14 protein-coding genes are annotated in these 23,381 nt (G+C 62.7%); 7 read left to right on the top strand and 7 right to left on the bottom strand.

The window, feature by feature from the left end; genetic code table 11:
• Positions 1-308: 308 nt before the first annotated feature.
• Together C8C89_RS10980 and C8C89_RS10985 are read right to left on the bottom strand one after the other, a co-directional pair.
• Complete coding sequence (locus tag C8C89_RS10980) at positions 309-866, bottom strand: hypothetical protein (RefSeq protein ID WP_101482309.1); 558 nt, start codon at positions 864-866, stop codon at positions 309-311.
• Positions 863-3,097 carry a serine/threonine-protein kinase gene (locus tag C8C89_RS10985; RefSeq protein ID WP_133989888.1) on the bottom strand — a complete coding sequence of 745 codons (2,235 nt, stop codon included), beginning with the start codon at positions 3,095-3,097 and terminating at the stop codon, positions 863-865. The genes C8C89_RS10980 and C8C89_RS10985 overlap by 4 nt, the downstream gene beginning before the upstream one ends.
• A gap of 294 nt (positions 3,098-3,391) precedes the next feature.
• On the opposite strand from C8C89_RS10985, the gene tssF reads away from it, so the two are divergent.
• The 6 genes from tssF (at position 3,392) to C8C89_RS11015 (ending at position 13,004) form a co-directional block, all read left to right on the top strand.
• Positions 3,392-5,233 (top strand): type VI secretion system baseplate subunit TssF, encoded by a 1,842-nt coding sequence (gene tssF / locus C8C89_RS10990; RefSeq protein WP_133989890.1) that lies wholly within the window; start codon positions 3,392-3,394, stop codon positions 5,231-5,233.
• Positions 5,194-6,222 carry a type VI secretion system baseplate subunit TssG gene (gene tssG / locus C8C89_RS10995; RefSeq protein WP_166674711.1) on the top strand — a complete coding sequence of 343 codons (1,029 nt, stop codon included), beginning with the start codon at positions 5,194-5,196 and terminating at the stop codon, positions 6,220-6,222. Before tssF ends, tssG begins: the two co-directional genes overlap by 40 nt.
• A gap of 48 nt (positions 6,223-6,270) precedes the next feature.
• Positions 6,271-9,015: a type VI secretion system Vgr family protein gene (locus C8C89_RS11000; RefSeq protein WP_133989894.1), complete on the top strand. Its 2,745-nt coding sequence runs from the start codon at positions 6,271-6,273 to the stop codon at positions 9,013-9,015.
• Positions 9,016-9,038: 23 nt separating this feature from the next.
• Entirely contained in the window at positions 9,039-11,291 is a 2,253-nt protein-coding gene (locus C8C89_RS11005; RefSeq protein WP_133989896.1) for a hypothetical protein, read from the top strand.
• A gap of 77 nt (positions 11,292-11,368) precedes the next feature.
• A complete protein-coding gene (locus C8C89_RS11010) occupies positions 11,369-12,712 on the top strand; it encodes a hypothetical protein (RefSeq protein WP_243857970.1) in 1,344 nt (447 codons plus the stop codon).
• 28 nt (positions 12,713-12,740) lie between these two features.
• Positions 12,741-13,004, top strand: coding sequence for a PAAR domain-containing protein (locus tag C8C89_RS11015; protein WP_133989897.1), 264 nt, complete (start codon positions 12,741-12,743; stop codon positions 13,002-13,004).
• Here the strand turns inward: C8C89_RS11015 and C8C89_RS11020 are convergent.
• From C8C89_RS11020 to cphA (C8C89_RS11040), 5 genes are all read right to left on the bottom strand, one after another.
• A complete protein-coding gene (locus tag C8C89_RS11020) occupies positions 13,001-14,323 on the bottom strand; it encodes an aspartate aminotransferase family protein (protein WP_133989899.1) in 1,323 nt (440 codons plus the stop codon). The two genes, C8C89_RS11015 and C8C89_RS11020, sit on opposite strands and share 4 nt — an antisense overlap.
• A gap of 79 nt (positions 14,324-14,402) precedes the next feature.
• Positions 14,403-15,302 (bottom strand): MurR/RpiR family transcriptional regulator, encoded by a 900-nt coding sequence (locus tag C8C89_RS11025; protein WP_133989901.1) that lies wholly within the window; start codon positions 15,300-15,302, stop codon positions 14,403-14,405.
• Positions 15,303-15,365: 63 nt separating this feature from the next.
• On the bottom strand, positions 15,366-15,632 hold the full coding sequence (locus tag C8C89_RS11030) for a hypothetical protein (protein WP_243857971.1): 267 nt from the start codon (positions 15,630-15,632) through the stop codon (positions 15,366-15,368).
• Between the two features lie 151 nt (positions 15,633-15,783).
• Complete coding sequence (gene cphA, locus C8C89_RS11035) at positions 15,784-18,354, bottom strand: cyanophycin synthetase (protein ID WP_101482304.1); 2,571 nt, start codon at positions 18,352-18,354, stop codon at positions 15,784-15,786.
• Positions 18,355-18,419: 65 nt separating this feature from the next.
• Positions 18,420-20,597 carry a cyanophycin synthetase gene (gene cphA / locus C8C89_RS11040; RefSeq protein ID WP_101482303.1) on the bottom strand — a complete coding sequence of 726 codons (2,178 nt, stop codon included), beginning with the start codon at positions 20,595-20,597 and terminating at the stop codon, positions 18,420-18,422.
• A gap of 512 nt (positions 20,598-21,109) precedes the next feature.
• On the opposite strand from cphA (C8C89_RS11040), the gene C8C89_RS11045 reads away from it, so the two are divergent.
• Complete coding sequence (locus tag C8C89_RS11045; protein ID WP_101482302.1) at positions 21,110-23,380, top strand: ABC transporter ATP-binding protein; 2,271 nt, start codon at positions 21,110-21,112, stop codon at positions 23,378-23,380.
• The last annotated feature ends 1 nt before the right edge of the window (position 23,381 follow it).

Below are 23,381 nucleotides of genomic sequence, written 5' to 3' on the forward strand. Positions count from 1 at the left end.
TGTGGGTGGTGCTGTGTGCGTTCAAGGCCGCGCTGCCAGGCGAGGCTTGAGTCCAAGGCCGTCATTTTACCGCTTTCGGCAGGCGGGGCGGCGTATTGCGTGCGGATGTGAAAAAGCCGCGCCGGTGGAGGGGGCGCGGCTTCGGGTATCTAGCTGATGGTAGAACTGAAAGTTTGCATATTGACGGGCTTCAGGCTTAGGTCCAGTAGCTGTTGCCGTCGTACGCCCCAGATTTTCTGAACCTGAATTGCCGTTATTCGATATTCACTCACGGCTGGAGGCAAATCGTTTGTCTGGGACTGTAGAGATTACATCTCGACTCGCCCACCTACCGAAGCCTCAGGATCAAAACTGAATACGCGCAATTCTGGCAAGTCTTGTTCGCCGCGGATGATGCGTACTGTCAATACGAACGAGAGTTCCCAGCGACCCTTGCTCTGGCCGACGTCAAGATTGTGTTTCCACTCTTGGCGAATGCGGCGTAGATCGGGCAGGGCTGGATCAGGCGGTAATAAATGGGACTCGAAATCCAATGGCACCTGATACGTGGCGCCGATCGATTGCAGGAAGGGTGATGGCAGGGAGTAGCGTGTAGGGACATCGGGGCCGATTTGGGTCAGCTGAGGTACGCTGATTAGGCAACAATCAACAATCTGGAAGGATGTGAAACCACTGTCTTTGCTGCCACAGCAATTGACTTCCAGATAAACGTGTTGGCCCTGCTGGAAGTGTACTCCACCCATGTAGGGGCCGTGGCGCGGGTCAGCGCTGCCGTCGCAGGACGTAAATGCATAGTCGAGTTGGTTGGTGATCTGGTCTGCATCAAAGTGGATAGATAACTTCATCCAGGGTTTTTCGTACGTCATGTTTTCTGCTTTCTTTCCATGTCAATAAGTAGCTTCTGGTAGCGAGCATCTCGCCGGAGTGTCAACAGATCAGGGGAAGATTCGATCAGGTTGAGAGGGTAGCCAAGCGCTATGGCCTGTCTTAGTGTTGCGATCGCTTCGTTGCGCCTACCTGTCAGCTCATAGGTTAGCGTCGCCCTGAAAAACGTATCTGGCAAGGTGGGAGCAAGCCGGATTGCTTGTGCTAAGTGCTCCAGCGCATCGTCTCGCAAGCCCGCATAGGCTGAATACAGCGCGAGGCGCGAGTGGGCTTTCGGGTCGTCAGGCATGCGTTTCAGGACGACTTTAATCAAAGTGATCGCACGACGATATGAGTCGCGCGACAACTCAAGCTGGCCGGGAACCCAGCGTTGAGCATCTGCCAGGTTTGCCCATAGCAGGTAGTTGCCAGGATTGCCTTTGTTTTCCGATACGGCATTTTTAAATGCCTGTACCGCCCCCAGATAGTCGCCCCGATTAAACAGAGCGTTGCCCAGGTTGGTGTATAGCTCCCAGTCGGGATGCACTTGCAGTCCCTGTTGCAGAACATGCAGGCCCTCATCGCTACGATTCAGGCGTTCAAGCGTGGCGCTGAGCTGGGCATATGTCTCCGCCACCTGAGGAGTCATCTCTATCACCGTTCGAAACAGTTTTTCAGCTTCGGTGTAATTGCCGAGGTTGTAGTGCATTCTGCCCAGCATCGAAATGAAAGGGGTATCTTTGGGATAAAGTGTGAGAGCCTTATCGATTACCTCCCGCGCCAAGTCAAATTTTTGTGCTTGGATAAGCAAGCGCGCCTTGCCGTACATGCCGAGTGCATTGCTTGGGTCCAGATTCAATGCGGTGGTGATCTCTTGCAGTGCTTGCGCACGTTCGCCATGGTGTTCAAGAACCCATGCCTGCGCCACATGGGCCAAAGCTAATTGGTCGTCTGTAGTCAATGCCTGTTTCGCAGCGACATCCGCGCGTTGCAACCAGGTTTCGTCGCGGCTGGTACCCATATAGCGTAGCGTGAAAGCCAGCGACAGGCCTGCATTGGCAGCTGCATGTTCAGGATTGTGTTTAAGTACGGTGCTGAAATCTTCGATCGCCTGCTTTTGGCTGCTATCACGATCAAATGCACGCAACGCCTTCATTCCAGACGCGATGCTGGCAATTTCGGAATATGGATCCGGCGCTTCTTCTCCGGTGACAAAAGACTTTAAAGTGGGCACTATAGTTGGCCATTGCCAAGCCGCTACCACCGTCAGCAGGACGACCGCTGCACCCGTTTGCAAGGTGCGCTTGCGCGGTATCGGCAGGCGAATGGACAACGTGGGTGCCACCTCTACTGATGGCACCGCTACGATCGGTGGCGTCAATGTCGCTGCTTCCCCGTCTCGCCTTCCGATCGCCTCGCGCACATCGCGCATGGTGCGTGGCCGTTCGGCCGGGTCGTGCGCCGTCATCGAACGCACGAGCGCGTTGATGGCGGGCGGGACAGAGTCGGGCAGGTCGGGCCACGGCTCCGTCGCCTGCATGTGGGCGGCGGCCAGGGCCAGGCCGTTCAGGTGGGCGAAGTGGCGCTGGCCGGCCAGCATTTCGTACAGCATGGCGCCCAGCGCGTAGACGTCGCCGCGCGTGTCGGGCAGGCGGCCCATCAGGCGTTCGGGCGCCATGTAGGCGATCGTGCCCTGCAGATCGCACAGGGTGGTCGTTTGGGTCGCTTGCGGGTCGATGTGGCGGGCCAGGCCGAAGTCGAGGATGCGTACCTTGCCATCCGCTTCCAGCATCAGGTTCGACGGTTTCAGGTCGCCGTGCACGAGGTCCATGGCGTGCGCCTCGTCCATGGCGTCGGCGATCTGGTAGGCGATGTCGAGCGCCGCTTGCAGGTCAGCCTTGCCGCTGTGCATGAACTGGCCCAGGGTCTGGCCTTCGACCAGTTCCATGACGATGGACTGGCTCGTGCCCTGGCCCTCGATGGCGAAGATGCGCACGAAGGCGGCATGCTTGAGCGAGGCGGCCAGGCGCGCTTCATTGATGAGTTTTTCCGGATGCAGCACGTCGGCTTGCGGTTTCAGCCGCTTCAGCGCCACGCTGCGGCACAGCTTGGCATCCCAGGCTTCGAATACATGGCCGAAACCGCCTTCGCCCAGCAAGCGGCGCACTTCGTAGTGCCCGCTGATAGTGTCGTCTTGCGACGGGGTCTGACGCAGGGGGTCGAGCAGTTCCATATACCTTGGCTTCAGAGTGCATCAACGTGGGCATCCAGCATCGAGAGGCTCAATGCGATGGCTGCATGCTCAAGATGATTGATTTTGAGTAACTTCCTGATTTAAAACTATTGTTTAGAATAAGTCAATTAATATTGACAAGGAGTGAACAAAAGTGCTGTGCCAGCGCCGGAATAACATTTCTTGCCGACGCATGCGCGCAATATTGTTCAAACTCACATTCCTCTTTCGCGCTTCCTCAATAATGCAGATGGGGCTGCCTCGGCATGTGCTGATCAGGCGATGGGAGCGGGCATGGATGAGTTGCTGCAATATTACGAGCGCGAACTGGGCGCCTTGCATGCGCACAATCAGGCGTTTGCCCGGCGCTATCCGGCCATCGCCGGCGCGTTGGGCATCGTGGGCGGTGACCTGGGCAGCACCCACGATCCGCACTTGGCGCGCATGCTGCAGGCGTTTGCCATGTTCAATGCGCGCACGGCCAAGCGGCTGGCCGATGGCTTCGGCACCTTCAGCGAAACCTTGCTGGAAGTGAACTTTCCTCATTATTTGCGCCCGTTTCCTGCCTGCGCCATTGCCCGCATCGATAACGACGCTGCCACGGTGAGCGAGCTGGCCACCATTGCGCGCGGCACGGTCATGCATGCTGCGGAACATCAGGGCGTTGCCTGCAAGTTCACCACCGCCTACGATGTCGTTGTGGCGCCGCTGCGTCTGGCTGAGGTGCGCTTCCAGTCCATCGTGGCGGCGCCGCCCGCAGTGCGCCTGCCACCGGATCTGGGGGCGGCGATCAGCATCACGCTCGAAGCGACGGGCGCCACGTCCACTCTGGACAGGCTGCCGCTGCCGGCGCTGCGCCTGTTCCTCGACGGCGAGCCTTCCTTTTGCGCCACTTTGCGCGACAGCCTGTTCCTGCTTGCGCGTTGTGCCTATGTGGAAGTCGATGGCGTCTGGCATGCGCTGGACGCAGTGCCCTTGCATCCGGTCGGCTTTGCCGCCGAGGATGCCTTGATGCCGGCCATGGCTGCCTCGCACCCCGCCTACCGTCTGCTGGGCGAATGGTTTGCCTTTCCGGATAAATTCAATTTCGTCGACCTGGACCTGGCCGCGCTGCAGCAGCGCCTGCCCCCAGCCTGCCGGCGCTGCACCGTACACCTGCTGCTGGCCGACGTACAGGCCGATGCAGATATCGCGCGCATCCTGCGGCCCCTGTCCGCCAGGCATCTGCTGACGGGATGCACTCCCGTCGTCAACCTGTTCCGCCAGGCGGCCAATCCCATTCGCCTGACGCACGCGAGCGCCGAGCATGTGCTGCTGCCATCGGTGCGGCAGGCGCATTGCTACGATATTTACAAGGTCGATAGCGTGCATGTCCTCAGTGAAACGGAGAGCGGTGGCGCACTCGATGCGTTTCACCCTTTCTATTCCATGCGCCATGGCGAAGCGGGCGGGCGCCAGGGGCGCTACTGGGTGATGCGGCGCGACGAAGACATGGCGCTGACCAATCCCGGTTACGACATGCGCATCGCCTTTGTCGACGGCGCCATGCAGCCGCTGCGCGACGCGACGCAAACGGTCTCCATCATGATGACCTGCAGCAACCGTGATTTGCCAAGTCGTTTGGTGTTCGGCAATGCCGCGGGTGATTTGCACCATGACGGCGTCGCCAGCGCCTTGCCGGTGCGCCTGCTGCGCAAACCCGGCGCGCCGTGCCGTTTTCCTGCGGGTGCGGCGTCGCATTGGCGCTTGATCGCGCAATTATCCTTGAACCATCAGTCGCTGAATGAACAGGGCTTGCCGCTCTTCAAGCAAATACTCGAGTTGTACAACTTGCCGGGTTCGGCCAGTGCCGCGCGCCAGATCGCGGGCATGACCGGACTGCGCCAGCGCGCCGCCAGTACCTGGCTGCACGATGAGGCGGGCGGCAGCCTGGTCTTCGGCATCGACGTCCTGCTGTCCGTCGACGAAGAAGCCTTTGTCGGCAGCGGCTTGCATGCCTTTGCCCAAGTCATCGAACGCTTTCTCGGGCTGTATGTGCACCTGGCATCGTTTACCCGCCTGATCGTCTTGTCGCAAAAGACTGGAAAGGAGTTGCTGTGCTGCCTGCCACGCAATGGAAACCAGACGCTGGTGTAGTCGCGCGCCTGCTGGCCGATCCGTCCGGCACAGGCTTCTTTCAGGCGGTGCGCCTGCTGTCTGCCTGGCTGATGCAGCAGGGCATTTCGCAGGAGCAGGTGTTTGAGGATTGCCTGCGCCTGCATGGCAGCGCGTCGCTGTCATTTGCGCCGGGCGAAATCGAACAGCTCTGGCTGGAGCCGCAGGCGGACGGCGATATGCAAGTGCATGTGCGAGCGGCGATGCTGGGTTTCCTGGGCCTGTATGGCAACTTGCCGCTGCATTACACGGACACGCTCGCCCGCCACGAGCGGCAAACGGGCGATGGAGGTCCCCGGGCCTGGCTCGATACGCTGTCGCACCGCGCGCTGGTCCTGTTTTACCAGGCCTGGGCCCGCTACCGCATCGAATGCCAGCAAGACGCCGACGGCGGCGATTTCCTGCCCTTGCAACTGGCCCTCGCGGGTGCCTGGCCTGCCGAGGTGGCCAGGCAGGACGATGGTTTGCCTGCGCATGTGCTGGCCCATTATGCGGCCTTGCTGCGGCATCGGCCCGTGGCGGCCGACGTGATGCAGGCGGTGCTGGCCGAGTATTTCGGCGTGCCCGTGCGCTTGCAGCGTTTTGTTGGCGCCTGGTTCCGGCGCGCGCCACAGGAGCGTACCTTGCTGGCCTCCGCGCATGCCAGACTAGGGAAGGGCGCCATGCTGGGCGAGCGCTGCCGGCGCGCCGACTTGCGCGTGCGCCTGGTGCTGGGGCCGCTGGCGCGCCATGTCTACGAGGATTTCTTGCCCGGCCGGACAGGCGCGCTGGCCCTGCGCCAGATGCTGGCGCTGTTTGGCTTGCCTGGCATGAGTTTTGAAATACGCCTGGTGCTGCGCCGGGAAGACGTGCGCACCTGCGTCCTGGGCATGGGCGCCTGCCTGTCCGAGGATGCTTTTTTGGTCGACAAGTTGCCGACCCCTGACCGTGACGACATGCTTTACGACATTCGATTCGATGGTTCCGCCTGAAACTGCCGTAAATGCTGTACCCCGATAAATGCTGGAAGGAAGAAAACCATGGAAGACTTCGCGCAATGGCTGGCCGTGGACAAAGCCTTGACTGCCGACAACCGCGCTCTGCGACTGCGCCTCGCTTACCCGGAAGGCATCAATGAGGATGTCTTGCTACCGCAGCGCATCAGCGGCAGCGAGGCCATCTGCGGCGCGATTGAGTACCGCATCCTATGCGTGGCCACCGAGGCGCATCTGCCGCTGAAACAGTTCATCGCCGTGCCGGCCGAATTGCAGATCGTTACCGACCAGGGGCATTTGCGCAGGGTCTGCGGCATCGTCGCCGAAGCGTGTGCCGGGCAGACCGACGGCGGCCTGGCCACTTATCAGCTGGTGCTGCGCGACGGCCTGGCGCTGCTGGAAAAGCGCATTAACACGCGCGTGTTTCGCAACAAGCACGAATTGCAGATCGTGCAGTTGCTGTTTGACGAGTGGCGGCAGGGCAATGGCGTACTCGCCGCCAGCCTGGATCTCGCCATCGATGCGGCGCTGGCGGCGCGCAGCTTGCCCGTGCGCGAATTCACGATGCAGCACAATGAATCCGATGCTGCCTTTATCCGCCGCCTGCTCAGGCGCCGCAGCATTGCCTGGTGTTTCCAGGCGGGAGCGCCAGCCAGCGCGAACGCTTCGGACGTGCCCGTACATACCCTGCTGTTGTTTGATGACGCCAGCCGCCTGGCGCAAAACGCGGCCGGCATGGTGCGCTATCACCGAGATGACGCCACCGAGGAAAGGGATGCTGTGACGGCCTGGAGCGCCGTGCGCCGATTGCAGCCCGGAAAGTCCGAGCGCTACAGCTGGGACGATGGCCACCCGCACAGCCCGCAGTTCATGGTCACGCAGTCCCTCGGCGGCGTGGATCAGGGCGGTCATGGCAATCGTCTGGCGGCCAGTCTCGACGACTATATCGTGGAGCCTCCGCTGGCCGCTGGCAGCAATGACGAATTGCGGCAATTGGGCCAGCTGGCGATGGCGCGTCACGATATGGACAGCAAGTGTTTCCAGGGGGAAGGCTGCGTGCGCGACTTTTGCGCGGGCCAGTGGTTCAGCCTGGAAGGGCATGCCGACATCGATAGCCACCCTGTGGCCGAGCGCAGTTTCGTCATCACGGCCTTGAGCGTTGCGGCCAGCAATAACTTGCCGACAGGCCTGGATGCCCGGGTCGGGCGCTTGTTTGCACAGAGCGGCTGGCAGTGCGATGCCGGCCTGGCGCAAGGCACGGGCGCCGATGGCCAGCCGGCCTTGCGCTACCGTAACCGTTTTACCTGCGTGCGGCGCGGCATCGCCATCGTGCCTGCCTTCGATCCGCGCAGCGATTTTCCCGTCGTCCGCCTGCAAAGCGCGCTGGTCGTCGGGCCGGCCGGCGAGGAAATGCATTGCGATGCGTTGGGACGTGTCAAGGTGCGTTTTGGCTCCACGCGCGCGCCGGACCACGCGCATGCCAACGGTTCCGGCGCCTCCGATACGGAGCGCGACTCGGCCTGGGTGCGCGTGGCATCCAGCTGGACCGGCAATGGGCCGGGCAGCGGCAAACAATGCGGCACCTTGAGCTTGCCACGCATCGGCGCGGAAGTGCTGATCGATTTCCTCGGTGGCGACCCGGACCGGCCCATCATCGTCGGCCAACTGTACAACGCCGTGGGCGTGCCGCCCGGCTTGAGCAGCCGCGGCGCCTTGCCGGGCAACCGTTATCTGTCCGGCATGCGCAGCCGCGAAGTGCGGGGCGGGCGCGGCAACCAGCTGTGCTTTGACGACACGCCGTCGCAGATCAGCGCACAGCTGGCCAGCGACCACGCGGCCACGCAATTGAATCTCGGCTATCTGACCGAGCCGCGTAGCGACGGGGCAGGGCAGCAGCGCGGTGACGGCTTTGAATTGCGCAGCGACGCCAGCGGCAGCGTGCGCACGGCCCGCTCGCTGTTGATTTCGGCCTGGAAACAGCTGGGCGCCAGCGGCAAGCAACTCGATAGCAGCGAACATGCCGCCGTGATGCAGGAATGCCTGGAATTATTTAGTTCCCTGGGCGAGTTTGCCGCGCAGCACCAGGCGCTGGCGCTGGACGCGGCCGGCAGCAAGGCGTTGGGGGCAGCCATTGCCGCCGATCAGTCCGCCGTCAGCATCACGGCGCCCGAGGGCGTGGCGCTGAGTACGCCCAGAACCATCGCCGGCAATGCGGGCACGAATATCGACCTGGTGGCACAGCAGCATTTGCAACTGAGCGCGGCCCAGCGCTGCAACGTTAACGCGGGCAAGGGTATTTCCCTGTTCGCGCACAAGGACGGCATCGTGCAGGTGGCCCATTTCGGCAAGTTCCTGCTGCAAAGCCAGCACGACCAGTTGCAGGCGGATGCCGCCAAGGACATCCGCCTGACGGCCGGCACGCGCCTGGTCGGCGTGGCGCAGGACGAGATCACCTTCATGACGGCGGGCGGCGCCTACTTGAAACTGTCCGGCGGTGCGGTCGAGCTGGGCGGGCCCGGCGCGCTGACGGTCAAAACCGACGGTCACCACTGGAACGGCCCTGCCAGCATGAAGGCGGCACTGCCCACCTTCGGCGAAGGCGAACTGGGTCGCGTGCCGCGCTTGCTGCGTCCCACCGATGGCTTGCCCGTCGAAGGCGTGGAAGTGCACATCGAGCGCGAAGGCGACGTCCCCATGATGGGCGTCAGCGGTGCCGACGGGCGCGGGCCGAAGGTGGAAACCGATCACCTGCAGCGGCTGAAGGGATTTTTCTTCCGCCGCCGTTCCTGAACCCCGACATTGGAGAGCACACCATGCTGTTTGACCCCCACCCTCCGCTGTGCGACGACCCTGACATCGATCTCCTCGGCCAGTTTTCCTGCAACGCCAATTTCCAGATCAGCGATTATGAAGTGCAGCAGCAGTTGCCGCTGCCCGGCGTCATTATTTTCGTGCACGGCGTTAATTCCGATGGCGAGTGGTACGCGGCAGCCGAAGAGGGGCTGTGCAACGGCCTCAACGAGCGCCTCAAACGTTCCTGCCATCATATGCAGCACCGTGGCGTGGAGGGCGGCGAACTGAAGGCGGTCAGCTATGGCGCCGAGATCACGGCCGAAGGCTTTCTCCATCCAGAAATGTCGGCCGATACCTTGATCCGCGATGCCGGCACTTTTTCTCCCGTGATCCGTTTTCGCTGGGGCTACAAGGCTTCGGGCGAGGAACTGCAAAAATACGGCAAGGGCATCTACCTGAACGAACAGGATTACTGGGGCGGCGGGCCGTTTGCCAATGGCTGCAGCGCGCTGGCGGACTTGTGGAAGGAAGGGCTGAGCGAGGATCTATTTTTGTGGAACACCATCCAGCACATGAATCCCTTTTCGGAACGGCAAGTGTACAGCTGCCCGCCGCGCACGTATTTCGTGCTGGCCGCCTATCGTCTGGCCAGGCTGGTCGAGTCCATCCGCCAACAGCAGGCCGACGTACCGGTCACCATCGTCTGCCACAGCCAGGGCACGATGGTGGCGATGGCGGCGGCTTTTCTCGGCGCGCGCCTGCCCAAGGTGAAGAACAGCTTTCCCTGCGTGGCCGACAACTATGTCATTTGCAATTCCCCGTACAGCCTGGCGAAACGCAATAGCGCCGAGAACTGGGTGGCCAGCAATCTACGCGCGGCGGACGGCAGCACGGGCAGGGTGACGGTGCAGGCGCGCATAGCCACCTTGAAAAATTTCTTTGCCATCATCCGCCAGCGCGCCAGCCTGGGCGAGGCGCAGACAGACGAGGAAATCGACCGCTGCATGGCCAACGTGCAGCACGGTTTTTCGGCTGCGGCGGACCGCGAGCAATACGGGATTGCCGGCGCCGCGCGCGGCGGCAAGAAATCATCGTATGGCAGGGTAACCATCTATTGCAATCCGCACGATGTGGTGGTGTCGTCCGTCGCCATCGAGGGCATCGGCTGGCGCGGTCTGTCGGGTTCGCTGGCCAAGGACAGCAAGGACGGCGGCGAGCTGGCTGCCACCGAGGCCGCAGGCGTGTGCGTGCAGCGCGTGTTTGCCCAGGGATTCGAGGTGGGCAGGCAGGGCAGCTATCACTACTGGAGCGATCACTGGCGCAAGCCTGCGCCGGACGGCAAGGACTTCTGGTTTCCGGCGCAGAAATTTGCGATGTATTCCATCAAACAGGGCGTCGAGGCCAGCCAGGAGAGTCGCTTTTCCACCATCCTGACGGTCGGGTTTGCGCCCTTGTTTATCGTGGCAACGGGCTTGGCCCGCAGTCCCTGCAATGCTTCGCCCCACAAAGACTGGAAAATCGAACTGAACGCGCCCGACTTGCTGCTGCCCTTCAAGCCGCAGTCCTTGCGCTTTGGCCAGAAAAGCGATGAATTCGACGAGGGCTACGATCCGCCCGGCGAATCGCGCCAAGCGGGCAAACAACGTACTGCCGGCGACGATTATCTTGCCGATCATGCCATCCCGCCCGGCGGCTTGCAGGGGCAGGCGGCAAAAGACGAGGCCAAACGCATGGACATTGCCAGGGGCACGGCCGACGACGAGGCGCGTCTGCGGTTCGAGCAGCGCGCAGTGATACGCGCGCAAGCGGTACGGGAAGGCAAAAGTCCCGCGGGCCAAAAAGTGCAGCAGGAAATGCCCAACGCCACGCCTGACGCCGACTACCAGCAGTGGCGCAGCACGCGCATCGGCGAAATGATGTCCGGCCAGGCCGGCGCCTATGCCACCGACCATTCCACCATCCTGACCAACCCCATGCACGCAGAGCGGGCGCTCGCATATGACGTGGCGGTGGGCGTGTGCCGTATCAAGCCGGAGGCGCTGCGCAGGTTGAGGGTGGCGGCGGATTGGAGGTTGGTGAAGTGGTTGGATGAAACCGATTCAGCAAAGGCTTTTGAACAGTATTTTGCAAGTGCCACTATCGACGAATTAACGATAAGCGATTGGGCGCGGTGTGAGGGCGGTCCAGCTTGCATGCCGAGTTCAATAATCGACAAACGTGAAAATCCGCCACGGCACCTCAATCCAACGTCAGGTGAGCGCGCTCATGGGTGACTTTGCGTTGCTTGTTTTTTCTAGTCATGAATCAGATGCCGCTATTCAAAATATGTATTAAAAATGGAGAATTCTATATGATGAAATCCTTTTTTCTGTATGCATTGATGGTTTTTCTGGCGTTGATTTTCCTAGCGGCCTGTGTGCGTTTGCGTTCAAACGTTACAACGTCGTCAAATGCTGTCACAGCAATATCCGAAGCGGAAAAACAACCTTATATGGCGCAGGTGGTAGGCGTCCAATGGCTGAATCCGTTACAGCGACGTGACTATCCTACTCAATGGCAGTTGCTGTGGACTTTAGGACTGGTGCAGCCAAACTCTGACGATGACATGGTCAAGGCGAATTCCAAAAAGTACTCCAGTTTGCAGGCTGTGTCACCTGTTGTCGCAGGTAATGAAGGTGAAGAAACATTTCGTGGCTATCATCGAAAATATATTCGCGAAATTATGAATTTATTCCACGACATTTACTATTCCGACCCCGAATACTTTTATAACGTTCATTCGGCCGAGAATCGTTCACGCTGGCGTGAATTGGCTGGCATTCATATTGAATACGCCATTCCTGAAGGGAAACTCGACCCGACTGATGCTGGAGCCTTCGTGCAGGACTATGTTCGTCGTACCTTTACCATCGGCAACCCAAACTTCCCTACACTCTGGGCGCGTTCTACGCTCCCCGACGTTCGCGTCACCATGGGCGGTCCCAACGCCGGTTTTACTTCACTTTCCGCGGCGCTCGATTACCTGCAAACCCATCCCAAGGAAACCGTCTGGGCCATGAACTGGGATGCGCCCAGCCGGCCCCTGGACCGGCAGATCAACGAGAACCTTGTCTTGCTGGTGCTAGCCGGCCCCGACTACAAGACGGAGCGGGCGCCACTGGCGTGGCTCGGGTATCCGAGTAGCAAACAGGTTGCCGATTTTGAAGTCAAAAAGGGCGAACCGCCCCGCATGGTGCAGGCGTGGACGGCGGCCATCGAAGAGGCTGCGGCGAAGGCCAATCAAGCCGAGACCGGGATTGGCTATCTCATCCATGACGCCGGCAATACGCACCAGGACTCGTCCGAACGCCTGGGTGCGCTGGCGCAGACGCTCACTCTGCAATTGCCGGAATTCGATTTCCTCAAGCAAAGCTTCAATTTGACCGCCGTGCTGGGCGAGACGGGTGCGGGCACGGCCCTGACGAACGTGGCGCTGGGCATCGCTTACGCGCACCATTTCGGCAAGCCCGTGCTGGTGGCCGGCACCAGCGACCTGCTTGCTCCCGTGGCGCTGGTGGTGGCGCCGCCCGCCGTCGCGCGGCCGATCCGGCCCGACAAGCCGTGGTTCCGTGCACGCGGCGGCAACCATGCGTATTTGCCCTGGTGGGGCTTGCGCTACGATGCGCCCGAGTATTACCAGGGGTTTTCGCAATAAAGTGCTTTAGTTATCCAGGGAGAAAAACATGCGTGGCGTGATTCGCTTGAACGACCCCACCAGCCATGGTGGCAAGGTGGTGGGCGCGGCACCGAACAGTACGGTGCTGGGCGTGGCCGTGGCGCGCAAGGGCGACCCTTGCGTTTGCCCGATAAAAGGTCATGTGCGCTGCGTGATTGCCGAGGGCGATCCGCAGGTACTGATCGATGGCGTGCCCGTGGCCTTTGACGGGCACAAGACCAGCTGCGGCGCCAGCCTCATGTCCACGGTGGGCAACAGCGGGCGCGCTTAGCGCAGACTGGCGTCGATAGCCATGCTCAGCTTGTCGACGATTTCATCGACATGGCTGGCGTTGATGATGTAGGGCGGCGCCAGCAGGATGTGGTCGCCGTGCTGGCCGTCGATGGTGCCGCCCATGGGGTAGCACATCAGTCCGTCTTGCATGGCGTGCGCCTTGATGCGCGCATGCAGGCGGCGGGCCGGGTCGAATGGCTGCTTGCTGGCGCGCTCCTGCACCAGTTCCAGGCCCAGGAACAGGCCGCGGCCACGGATGTCGCCCACGTGCGCATGGTCGTCGAAGCGCTGGCGCAACCGCTCTTGCAGCAAGTCGCCCATGGCGCGCACGTTGGCCAGCAAATCGCGTTCCTCGATTTGCCGCTGCACAGCCAGGGCGGCGGCGCAGGCGGTGGCGTGGCCGATATAGGTGTGGCCGTGCTGGAAGAAGCCCGTGCCGGCGCGGAGGGTGTCGCGGATGTCTTTGGATACCATGACGGCGCCGATGGGCTGGTAGCCGGCGCCCAGGCCCTTGGCGACGCAGATCAGGTCGGCCGTGATGCCTTCCTGCTCGCAGGCGAACAGGCTGCCCGTGCGTCCCATGCCGCACATGACTTCGTCGAGGATCAGGAGTATGCCGTGGCGCTGGCAGATCTCGCGCATGCGCTGGAAGTAGCCGGTGACGGCGGGCAGGGCGCCGGCCGTGGCGCCGACGACGGGTTCGGCGATGAAGGCCATGACCTTGTCCGCGCCCAGTGCGGCGATATTGTCTTCCAGTTCCTGGTCCAGGCGCGCAACGTAGTCAGCATCCGTTTCATGGGCTCGCTGGTCGCGCCAGGCGTAGCATGGCGACACATGCATCACGTCGACTAGCAGCGGCTCGAACTGCTGGCGGCGCCAGGCGTTGCCACCCGTGGCCAGGGCGCCCAGGGTGTTGCCGTGGTAGCTCTGGCGGCGCGCGATGATGTGGCGGCGTTGCGGCTGGCCCCGCTCGACGAAATACTGGCGCGCCAGTTTGAGCGCGCTTTCCACCGCTTCCGAGCCGCCCGAGACGAAATACACGCTGTCGATGTCGGCTGGTGCCCGGGCGACGAGGAAATCGGCCAGCTGCTCCATCGGTTCGCTGGTAAAGAAGGAGCTGTGCGCGTACGCCATGCTGGCAATCTGCTGCTGCACGGCGGCGATCACGGCTGCATCCGAATGGCCGAGGCAAGACACGGCCGCGCCGCCGCAGGCGTCCAGGTAGCGCTTGCCATCCGCATCGATCAGGTAAGGGCCATCGCCGCCAATGGCGACGGGATAGCTGCTACTCAAGCTGCGGTGGAAGACATGGCTCATGGCATCGCTTTCTTATCGGCAAGGGGAGAGGGCCGATTATAGGATGCGCCGCACCAAATTGCAACGTTCGATGTATTTTTTATGAAATTACATCAGTTGATGTTTTTGCGTAAGCACCCAGCGCCCGCAACTGGCTTTCCGCCGCGCCGATGGCCGTGACGGCATCCGGCCCGCCGCGCGACACCAGCAATTCCACCAGGCTTTCCACGGCCGCGACGCCGGCCACGATGGAGGGGAAGAACGAGGGGCTGTCGACGGCGATGACGATGCTGGCGTCGGCCTGCAGGGCCAGCGGCGACATGGCGCTGTCGCTGATGGCGAGCACCTGGCAGCCGGCCTGGCGCGCCATCTGCGCCACCAGCAGCGCTTCGCTGGAATACGGCGCGAAGCTGACGACGACGACGGCTTCACCCGCCTGCAGGGCGCGCAAGTCCATTTCCAGGGTGCCGCCCTGGCCGCTCAGCAGCTGTACGCTGGGGCGCAGCAGCCGGTACAGGTAGTGCAGGGTATACGCGATAGGGTGGGCGGCGCGAAAGCCGGCCACGTGCACGCGGGGCGCCGCCTGCAGCAGATTGGCGGCCGCGTTCAGTGCGGCGTGGTTGGCGCTTTCCGTGGCGGCCAGGTTGCGCTGCTGCACCGTGAACACTTCGGTGACCAGGTCGCGCACTTTCCCTTCTTTGCCGGCCAGCGCACCGGCCTTTGCCGCGTAGCCGCTTGGCCCCGCGCGCAGGCGCTCCACGAAGATGGCTTTGAGTTCCGGCCAGCCGGCAAATCCCAGTTGCTGCGCCAGGCGCACCAGGGCGGCCGACTGCACCTGGGCACGTGCGGCAATGCTGCGCATCGATGACACGGCCACCTCGTCCGGATGGTCGGCCAGGTAGCGGGCGCCGGCCTGGAATTGCGGACTCAGCTCCGCATGGCGCGCCTTGATCAGGGCCATCAGTGCCGCATAGGGGTCGTGGGGTGTCGCTGCCTGCATCGTCGTGCCTCAGATTAATAGCTTGCGGCGATGGTACAGGATTCGTCAGCGCGCCGGTAGCTGCTAGCCTTGCACCAGGGCAGCCGTGCGCGGACGCAGGCGGGCAAACAGGTGCGGCCCGGCCGGTTGGCGGCGCGGTCCCGTCGTCAGCACGCGCAAGGCGGTGGGCAGCGGCACGTCGTGGCAATGCAGGAACAGGGCGGCGGCGCCCGTGCCAGCCATTTCCTGCAAGGCCAGTGCATGCTCGACCAGTGCCGCCGTGCGCATGTCAAGCCGCACCGGGATGTCGGGTTGAAATAACTGTGCATCGACCTGCTGTGCATCACGCATGCTGTCCCCGCCGGGTTCGCTAGTCAGGCTGCCAGCATAAAAGCGCGCCGGCGGCGCCACTTTGTGCCAGATCACTCCACTGCCGGATAGATTTCACAAGGCAATAAAAAGGGCGGCCCGCAGGCCGCCCTTGCATGCCGTGAGGCTGCGCTTACGCTTCGGCGACGCGCTTGGCGATGTGCGCCAGCGCTTCTTCCACCTGGTCGATCAGGATCAGGCACAGATCGCCTTCGTTCAAGCGCGCCAGGGCCTTGTCGATGGCGACGAATTCGCCGTTGATTTCATCGATATGGCTGGTGCGCTTGGCGCCGTTCAAGCCCTGGCGCAGCAAGGCCACCACTTCGCCGTCGGCGCGGCCGCGCTGGCATTGGTCCTGGTACAGCAGCACGTCGTCGAAGGCGGCGCCGAGGATTTCCGTCTGCTGGCGGATGTCTTCGTCGCGGCGGTCGCCGGCGCCGCTGATGACGACAAGGCGGCGCTTGGCCGGCATGCTTTCGACGGCTTGCACCAGCGCCAGGATGGCGTCCGGATTGTGGCCGTAGTCGGCGATCAGGGTGGCGCCCTTGTAGTCAAACACATTGAAGCGGCCCGGCGCATTGTCGGCTTCATTGGCAAAGGTTTTCAGGCCCAGCGCGATGGTTTTCCAGTCCAGGCCGACGGCCCAGGCGGCGGCCAGAGAAGCCATGACGTTGTCGACCTGGAAGCCGATGGCGCCGTTGCGCGTGATCGGCACTTGCGACAGGGCGATTTCATGGCGTTCCTTGCCTTGGGCGGCGACCAGTTTGCCGTCTTCCACGTACACCACGCGGTTGCCTTGCGCGCGGTGCGTGGCCATCACGGGGTGCGTCTTGTCGGCGGCGAAGAAGGTCACCGTGCCGCTGCAATTCTTGGCCATGCGCGCCACGGCAGGGTCGGTGGCGTTCAGGACGGCTACGCCGCTGTCGGCCACGTTCTGCACGATCACCCGTTTCAGCACCGCCAGGTCTTCCACGGTGGTGATGTAGTTCAGTCCCAGGTGGTCGCCCGCGCCGATATTCGTCACCACGGCGACCTGGCAGCGGTCAAACGCCAGGCCTTCGCGCAGCATGCCGCCGCGCGCCGTCTCGAACACGGCCGCGTCCACGTCAGGGTGCAGCAGCACGTTGCGCGCGCTGCGCGGACCGCTGCAGTCGCCGCTGTCGATCTGGCGTCCTTCGATGTACACGCCATCGGTGTTGGTCATGCCCGTGCGCAGGCCGGAGGTGGTGAGCAGGTGGGCGATCAGGCGCACGGTGGTGGTCTTGCCGTTGGTGCCGGTGACGGCGACAACGGGAATGCGGCCATCGTCGCCCTCGGCGAACATGGCGGCGATGATGGCTTCACCTACGGGGCGCGGCTTGCCGAACGACGGCGCCAGGTGCATGCGCAAGCCCGGCGCGGCGTTCACCTCGACGATACCTGCATTTTGCTCTTCCAGCGGTTTCAAGATGCTCTCGGAGACGACGTCCACGCCGCAGATGTCCAGGCCCACCATGTGCGCGGCCGCGACGGCGCGCGCCGCCACTTCCGGGTGCACGTCGACGGTAACGTCGGTGGCCGAGCCGCCCGTCGACAGGTTGGCGTTGTTGCGCAAAATCACGCGCTGGCCCACGGGCGGCACGGATTCGGCCACATAGCCCTGCTTGGCCAGGCTGGCCAGGGCGATGTCGTCGAAGCGGATTTTCGTCAGCGAGGTGGCGTGGCCGCTGCCGCGGCGCGGGTCCAGGTTGACCTGGTCAACCAGTTCGCGCACCGTGTGCTGGCCGTCGCCCACGACTTGCGGCGGGTCGCGGCGGGCTGCTGCCACCATCTTGTTGCCGATGACGAGCAAGCGGAAATCGTGGCCCGGCAGATAGCGCTCGACGAGGATGTCGTCGCGGAATTCCTGCGCCGCGAGGAAGCCGGCCGTCAGTTGTTCGCGCGTGGTGACATTGACGGTCACGCCCTTGCCCTGGTTGCCATCCTTAGGCTTGACGACGACCGGCAAGCCGATCTCGCAGGCGGCGGCCCAGGCGTCGTCGGCGTCGACGGCGACTCGGCCTTGCGGCACCGGCACGCCGGCCGAATCGAGCAGTTTTTTCGTCAGTTCCTTGTCTTGCGCGATGGCTTCGGCAATGGCGCTGGTACCGTCCATTTCGGCAGCCTGGATCTTGCGCTGCTTGCTGCCCCAGCCGAACGTCACGAGGCTGCCTTCGGTCAGGCGGCGGAACGGGATGTTGCGGGCCACGGCGGCGTTGACGATGGCGCCGGTGGAGGGGCCCAGGCGCACGTCTTCATCGAGTTCCTGTAACTGGTGCAGGGCGCCGGCCAGGTCGAACGGTGCATCGTCGAGCGCTGCGCGGCACAGCTGTTGCGCCAGTTCCAGGGCCAGGCGGCCGACGGCTTCTTCCGAGTATTCGACGACGACCTGGAAGATACCCGTTTCCAGGGTCGGCGTGGTGCGGCTGAAGGTGACGGGGCAGCCGGCTTGCGCCTGCAGGCCCAGCGCCGCCAGTTCCAGCACCTGCGCCATCGGCGCGGCGTTGTAGTTGCCCAGCGGTTGCAGCGGGCTCAGTTGCGGAAAGCGCGCGCGCAGGCGGGCTTCGAAGCCTGGCAGCTGGGCGATGTCGAGTTCCTGCGTGGTGCAGGAAACAATGGCTTCCACGGCAGTGTCGTGGCTCCAGAGGTTAGGGCCCCGCAAGGCCCGTACGCGAGATACTTCCATAATTAAACCGTAATCCTGTTGTGTTCTTGTGGGCCCGGCCGTCCTGGCCGGGCTTGAGTGCTGTCTTAATTCCCGATGCAGCCGGGTGCCGCGTCGAAGGTGCGTAAGCCCGCGCAGATAAGGTCGACGGGCAGGTTCAGGGCCCAGGCTGCCGCCGCGACGGCCAGCACGCTATCGACATTGCCGGCCGTGGCCGGTTTCAGCAAGTCCAGGCACAGCAAGACCGTTTCGCTGCCGCCTTCGGCCAGCACGATGTGGTTGCCGCGCACGAACACGGCACGCTGGCCGGCGGCCAGCTGCGCCGCGATGGCCGGCAAGCTGCCATCCTGCGCATACAGGGTCACGCTGCCGTCGCACAGTTCGGCCAGTTCCAGCACGTGCGCGTTGGCGGCATTGAGCACGGCCACGCCCGTTGGCACGACCACGTCGACCTGGCTGCGCACTGCCTTGTACAGGCCTGCTTCGTCGAGCACGTCGAAATCCTTGACGCTATCGAGGCTGCCCATGTCGGTGACGATGCCGATCTGGCATTTGTCGTAGGCCAGGCCTTCGGCCAGGATCATGCGCGGATTGCTCTCGAACAGGGCCGTCTGCACGGTGCGGTTAAGCAGCAGGCGCTGGCCCGCGTCCCAGTTCACGCAATCGCTGCTGACGACACGGCGCTGGTCCAGGTACATGCCTTCGCTGCAGACGGCGCCCGTGTGCAGGCCCGACAGGTTGAGCAGTTTGCACAGCATGCGCACGATCAGGCTGGCGCCGCGCGTGCCCGTCACGCCGATCAGCGGAATGCGGCCCGTTTCCTCGGGCGCGAACAGGTGATCGACGATGGCCGCGCCCACAGGGCGGGGCTGACCCACGCCCGGCTTGATGTGCGCCAGCAAGCCAGGGCTGGCATTGACTTCGATGATGGCGCCGCGCTGCTCTTCCAGCGGACGCGTGATATCGGTGGTGACCAGGTCGATGCCGGCGATATCGAGGCCCACGACTCTGGCAGCCAACAGGGCTGCATGCACGACGGAGGGGTGCACGTCGTCCGTGACGTCGATGGCCACGTTGCCGTTCGGCTGGATCAGCACTTTCTGGCCCGCCTGCGGCACGGACAGGGCGGTCATGCCCTGGCGTTGCAGCTCCAGCACGATTTCGCCCGATTCATGCGGCTTGACGGTGCCCAGCGGGAAGTCTTCGCCTTCGCCGCGGCGCGGATCGATATTGATCTGCGTGTTCACCAGTTCCAGTACGCTGGAGACGCCGTCGCCATCGACCCACAGGGACTCGCCCTTGGCGGCCGCGATCAGCTTGTTGCCGACGACGAGCAGACGGTGTTCGTCTCCCGTGATGAAGCTTTCCACCAGCACGGCCGAGCTGTCGCCCTTGCGCGCGGCCAGTTCGTAGGCCGCTTTCACATCGGCTTCTGTCATCAGGTTGAGCGACACGCCGCGGCCATGGTTGCCGTCATACGGCTTCACCACGACAGGCACGCCGATGTCTTGCGCTTCTTCCCAGGCCGCCTCGGCGCTGCGCACCAGGCTGCCTTCGGGCACGCGCACGCCGCACGATTTGAGCAGGAATTTGGTCAGGTCCTTGTCGCTGGCGATGCCTTCGGCGATCGCGCTGGTGCGGTCCGTTTCGGCCGTCCAGATACGGCGCTGCGCGGCGCCGTGGCCCAGTTGCACCAGGTTGCCGTCATTCAGGCGCAGCGAAGGGATGCGGCGCTCGGTGGCCGCATCGACGATGCTGGCCGTGCTCGGGCCCAGGCAGCGCGAGTCGACCATGTCGCGCAGGGGCGCCAAGGCCGCTTCCAGGTCGTAGGCTTCATCGTTGATGGCGGCCATCAGCAGTTCGCGCGCGGCGGCCAGGGCGGCGCGGCCCACGTGTTCTTCGCGCGTGCGGAAGGCCATCTTGTAGACGCCGCGCTGGCTGGTCGAGCGCGTCTGGCCGAAGCCCGTGCGCATGCCTGCCAGGTTTTGCAGTTCCAGCACCACGTGCTCGAGGATGTGGGCCGACCACGTACCTTCGCGCAGGCGCTCGAAAAAGCCGCCCCGTTCGCCCACGCCGCAGCGGTGCTCGATCATGCCGGGCAGCCACGCTACCAGGCGCTCGTACAGGCCGGGCAGGGTATTGGATGGATAATCTTCCAGTTCGCCGATGTCGACCCAGGCTTCAATCACCGGGCGATACGTCCAGATGTTGGGGCCGCGCAAGTGGGTGACGCGGGCAAATTCGATGTTCTTCTTCTTGATCATGTAAGTGGTTTCTTGATAACAAGCCAGGCGTCTGGGCGCCAGATACTTTATGTTGGCTCTACAGAGTCTTTTCAGGCTCTTGCTTGGTTCTTTATCCCGGGTATGCGCAGTGTGCCACTTTTAGCGGTCTTTTGTCGCGTTTGCTTCTCGTATTCTGCTGGTGTTGTCATTCTAATTGTTACTAATTGTTGCCTTACTTGTTATAAAGATACCGACTCCGGGCTAAGCTGGAGCATTTGCGCAACAACGAGCTGTTGTATACTTGCCCCTGTACTTGGGCCGCGTTGCAAAAGCGCCGCGCCTGCCTGGCACTTCCTGCGACGGCCAGTCATTTTTTGCTCCGTTTTGCCATCCAATCCTTACCGGCAGGCATCCATTCGATACAATACAGGAAATTGCCACTGGTGCATCTACCTCGCCATCGCGCAGTACACAAACATTGATCGGGCGTCTGCCCCATCCCCAAAATCCCGCCCTGAAGGGCTTGGCCTTGAGCCGGAGTATGCTTTACGATGACAACTGAACTGAGTGTTCCTGCAACAACTATTCCCCTCACCTCGCTGCCGGAACACTGGCTGGCGGAGGTGGAGAGCAACCTTTCTCCAGGGGAGAACGTTTTAAGTAGCGTTGAGGTTGACCTCGATGCGCGATTACGTTTCACAAAAGGCATAATTGTTGTCACCGAGAAGCGTTTGCTGGCCCGTTCACCGGGCGATACCGCCTGGAAAAGCTGGTCTTTCCGTCCTGGATTGCGCCTGACGCACCACGACCACGCCGGTGTCGGCCACCTGGAATTGTTCGACGACCACGGCCGCCTGGCCTCGTGGCGCTTCACTTTGGGGCAGAACCTGCACGCGATCCGCGTGCTGGAACAGTTCGTCGAGCGCCTCGACAGCCACCTGACGGGCCAGCCCGTGCTGGAAGCGGAGCAGGAAGTGTGTCCCAGCTGCAAGGCGCCTCTGGAGCCCGAGCAGGAAGAATGCCCGATCTGTGCCAAGGTACTGTACACGCCGCCATCGACCTGGACCCTGTTCCGTCTGTGGCGCTTTGCCCATCCCTACCGTGGCCAGCTGGCCCTGGGCTTCATGCTGATGTTGCTGAGCACTGCCGCGCACATGATTCCGCCTTACCTGACGGCGCCGCTGATGGATAATGTGCTGATCCCGTATCAAAACGGCAAGCATATCGACCCGTGGCTGGTGGTGTACTACATGAGCGGCTTGCTGGGCTCGGCCCTGCTGGCCTGGCTGCTGGGCTGGGGCAAGACTTATGTGCTGGCCCTGGTGTCCGAACGCATGGGCGCCGACTTGCGCTCGGCCACGTATGAACACCTGATGAAACTGTCGCTGGAATTTTTCGGCGGCAAGCGCACGGGCGACCTGATGTCGCGCATCGGCAGCGGCAGCGACCGCATTTGCGTCTTCCTCTCGCTGCATTTGCTCGATTTCGCCTCCGACGTGCTGATGATCATCATGACGGGTGTCATTTTGTGGTCGATGAACCCCTGGCTGGCCATCATGACCCTGGCGCCCTTGCCCTTCATCGCCTGGATGATCCACCTGGTGCGCGACCGCTTGCGCACGGGCTTTGAAAAGATCGACCGCGTGTGGAGCGAAGTGACCAACGTGCTGGCCGATACGATACCGGGCATCCGCGTTGTCAAGGCGTTTGCGCAGGAAAAACGCGAAGCGGCACGCTTCCGCGACGCCAACGCGCACAACCTGGCTGTCAACGATAAATTGAACAAGGTCTGGTCGCTGTTCTCGCCCACCGTGTCCTTCCTGACGGAGATGGGCTTGCTGGTCATCTGGTGCTTCGGCATCTGGCAATTGTCGCGCGGCGAAATCACCGTCGGCGTGCTGACCGCCTTCATCGCCTACAGCACGCGCTTCTATGGCCGCCTCGATTCCATGAGCCGCATCGTCTCCGTGACGCAGAAATCGGCGTCCGCCGCCAAGCGCATCTTTGACATCCTCGACCACGTGTCGAGCGTGCCGGAACCGGCGCAACCGGTGAAACTGGACAAGATCGAAGGCAGGATCGATTTGCGCGAAGTCGGTTTCCGCTACGGCAACCGGGCCGTCAACCGCGGTATCACCCTGAACATCAAGGCGGGCGAGATGATCGGCCTGGTGGGCCACAGCGGTTCGGGCAAGAGTACCCTGGTCAATCTGATCTGCCGCTTCTATGACGTGTCGGAAGGCGCGATTTTGCTCGACGGCGTCGATATCCGTTCGTTCGCCGTGTCCGACTACCGCCGCAATATCGGCCTGGTGCTGCAGGAACCATTCCTGTTCTTCGGCACCATCGCGGAAAATATCGCCTACGGCAAGCCGCACGCGTCGCGCCAGGACATCATCGCCGCAGCGCGCGCCGCGCATGCCCACGAATTCATCCTGCGTCTGCCGCAAGGCTACGATTCGATGGTGGGCGAACGTGGCCAGGGCCTGTCCGGCGGCGAGCGCCAGCGCATTTCGATCGCTCGCGCCCTGCTGATCGACCCGCGCATCCTGATCATGGATGAAGCGACATCGTCGGTCGATTCGGAAACGGAAAAAGAAATCCAGAAAGCGCTGGACAACCTGGTGCAGGGCCGCACGACGATCGCCATCGCCCACCGTCTGTCGACCCTGCACCGGGCCGACCGCCTGGTGGTGCTGGACCGCGGTCAGGTCGTCGAAGTGGGCAGTCACGATGAACTGATGGCGAAAGAGGGCGCCTATTTCCGCCTCTACGAAGCACAGGCGCGCAACAACGAACTCGCCCTGGATGACAAGGAATAAG

The sequence above is a fragment of the Janthinobacterium sp. 75 genome (assembly GCF_004365495.1).
Lineage (GTDB): Bacteria > Pseudomonadota > Gammaproteobacteria > Burkholderiales > Burkholderiaceae_D > Janthinobacterium.

Bases quoted from the DNA above. Each gene is read 5' to 3' on its own strand.
- C8C89_RS10980 (WP_101482309.1), bottom strand. From the start codon at position 866: ATGACGTACGAAAAACCCTGGATGAAGTTATCTATCCACTTTGATGCA.
- C8C89_RS10985 (WP_133989888.1), bottom strand. From the start codon at position 3,097: ATGGAACTGCTCGACCCCCTGCGTCAGACCCCGTCGCAAGACGACACT.
- tssF (WP_133989890.1), top strand. From the start codon at position 3,392: ATGGATGAGTTGCTGCAATATTACGAGCGCGAACTGGGCGCCTTGCAT.
- C8C89_RS11000 (WP_133989894.1), top strand. From the start codon at position 6,271: ATGGAAGACTTCGCGCAATGGCTGGCCGTGGACAAAGCCTTGACTGCC.
- C8C89_RS11005 (WP_133989896.1), top strand. From the start codon at position 9,039: ATGCTGTTTGACCCCCACCCTCCGCTGTGCGACGACCCTGACATCGAT.
- C8C89_RS11010 (WP_243857970.1), top strand. From the start codon at position 11,369: ATGATGAAATCCTTTTTTCTGTATGCATTGATGGTTTTTCTGGCGTTG.
- C8C89_RS11015 (WP_133989897.1), top strand. From the start codon at position 12,741: ATGCGTGGCGTGATTCGCTTGAACGACCCCACCAGCCATGGTGGCAAG.
- C8C89_RS11020 (WP_133989899.1), bottom strand. From the start codon at position 14,323: ATGAGCCATGTCTTCCACCGCAGCTTGAGTAGCAGCTATCCCGTCGCC.
- C8C89_RS11025 (WP_133989901.1), bottom strand. From the start codon at position 15,302: ATGCAGGCAGCGACACCCCACGACCCCTATGCGGCACTGATGGCCCTG.
- C8C89_RS11030 (WP_243857971.1), bottom strand. From the start codon at position 15,632: ATGCGTGATGCACAGCAGGTCGATGCACAGTTATTTCAACCCGACATC.
- cphA (WP_101482304.1), bottom strand. From the start codon at position 18,354: ATGGAAGTATCTCGCGTACGGGCCTTGCGGGGCCCTAACCTCTGGAGC.
- cphA (WP_101482303.1), bottom strand. From the start codon at position 20,597: ATGATCAAGAAGAAGAACATCGAATTTGCCCGCGTCACCCACTTGCGC.
- C8C89_RS11045 (WP_101482302.1), top strand. From the start codon at position 21,110: ATGACAACTGAACTGAGTGTTCCTGCAACAACTATTCCCCTCACCTCG.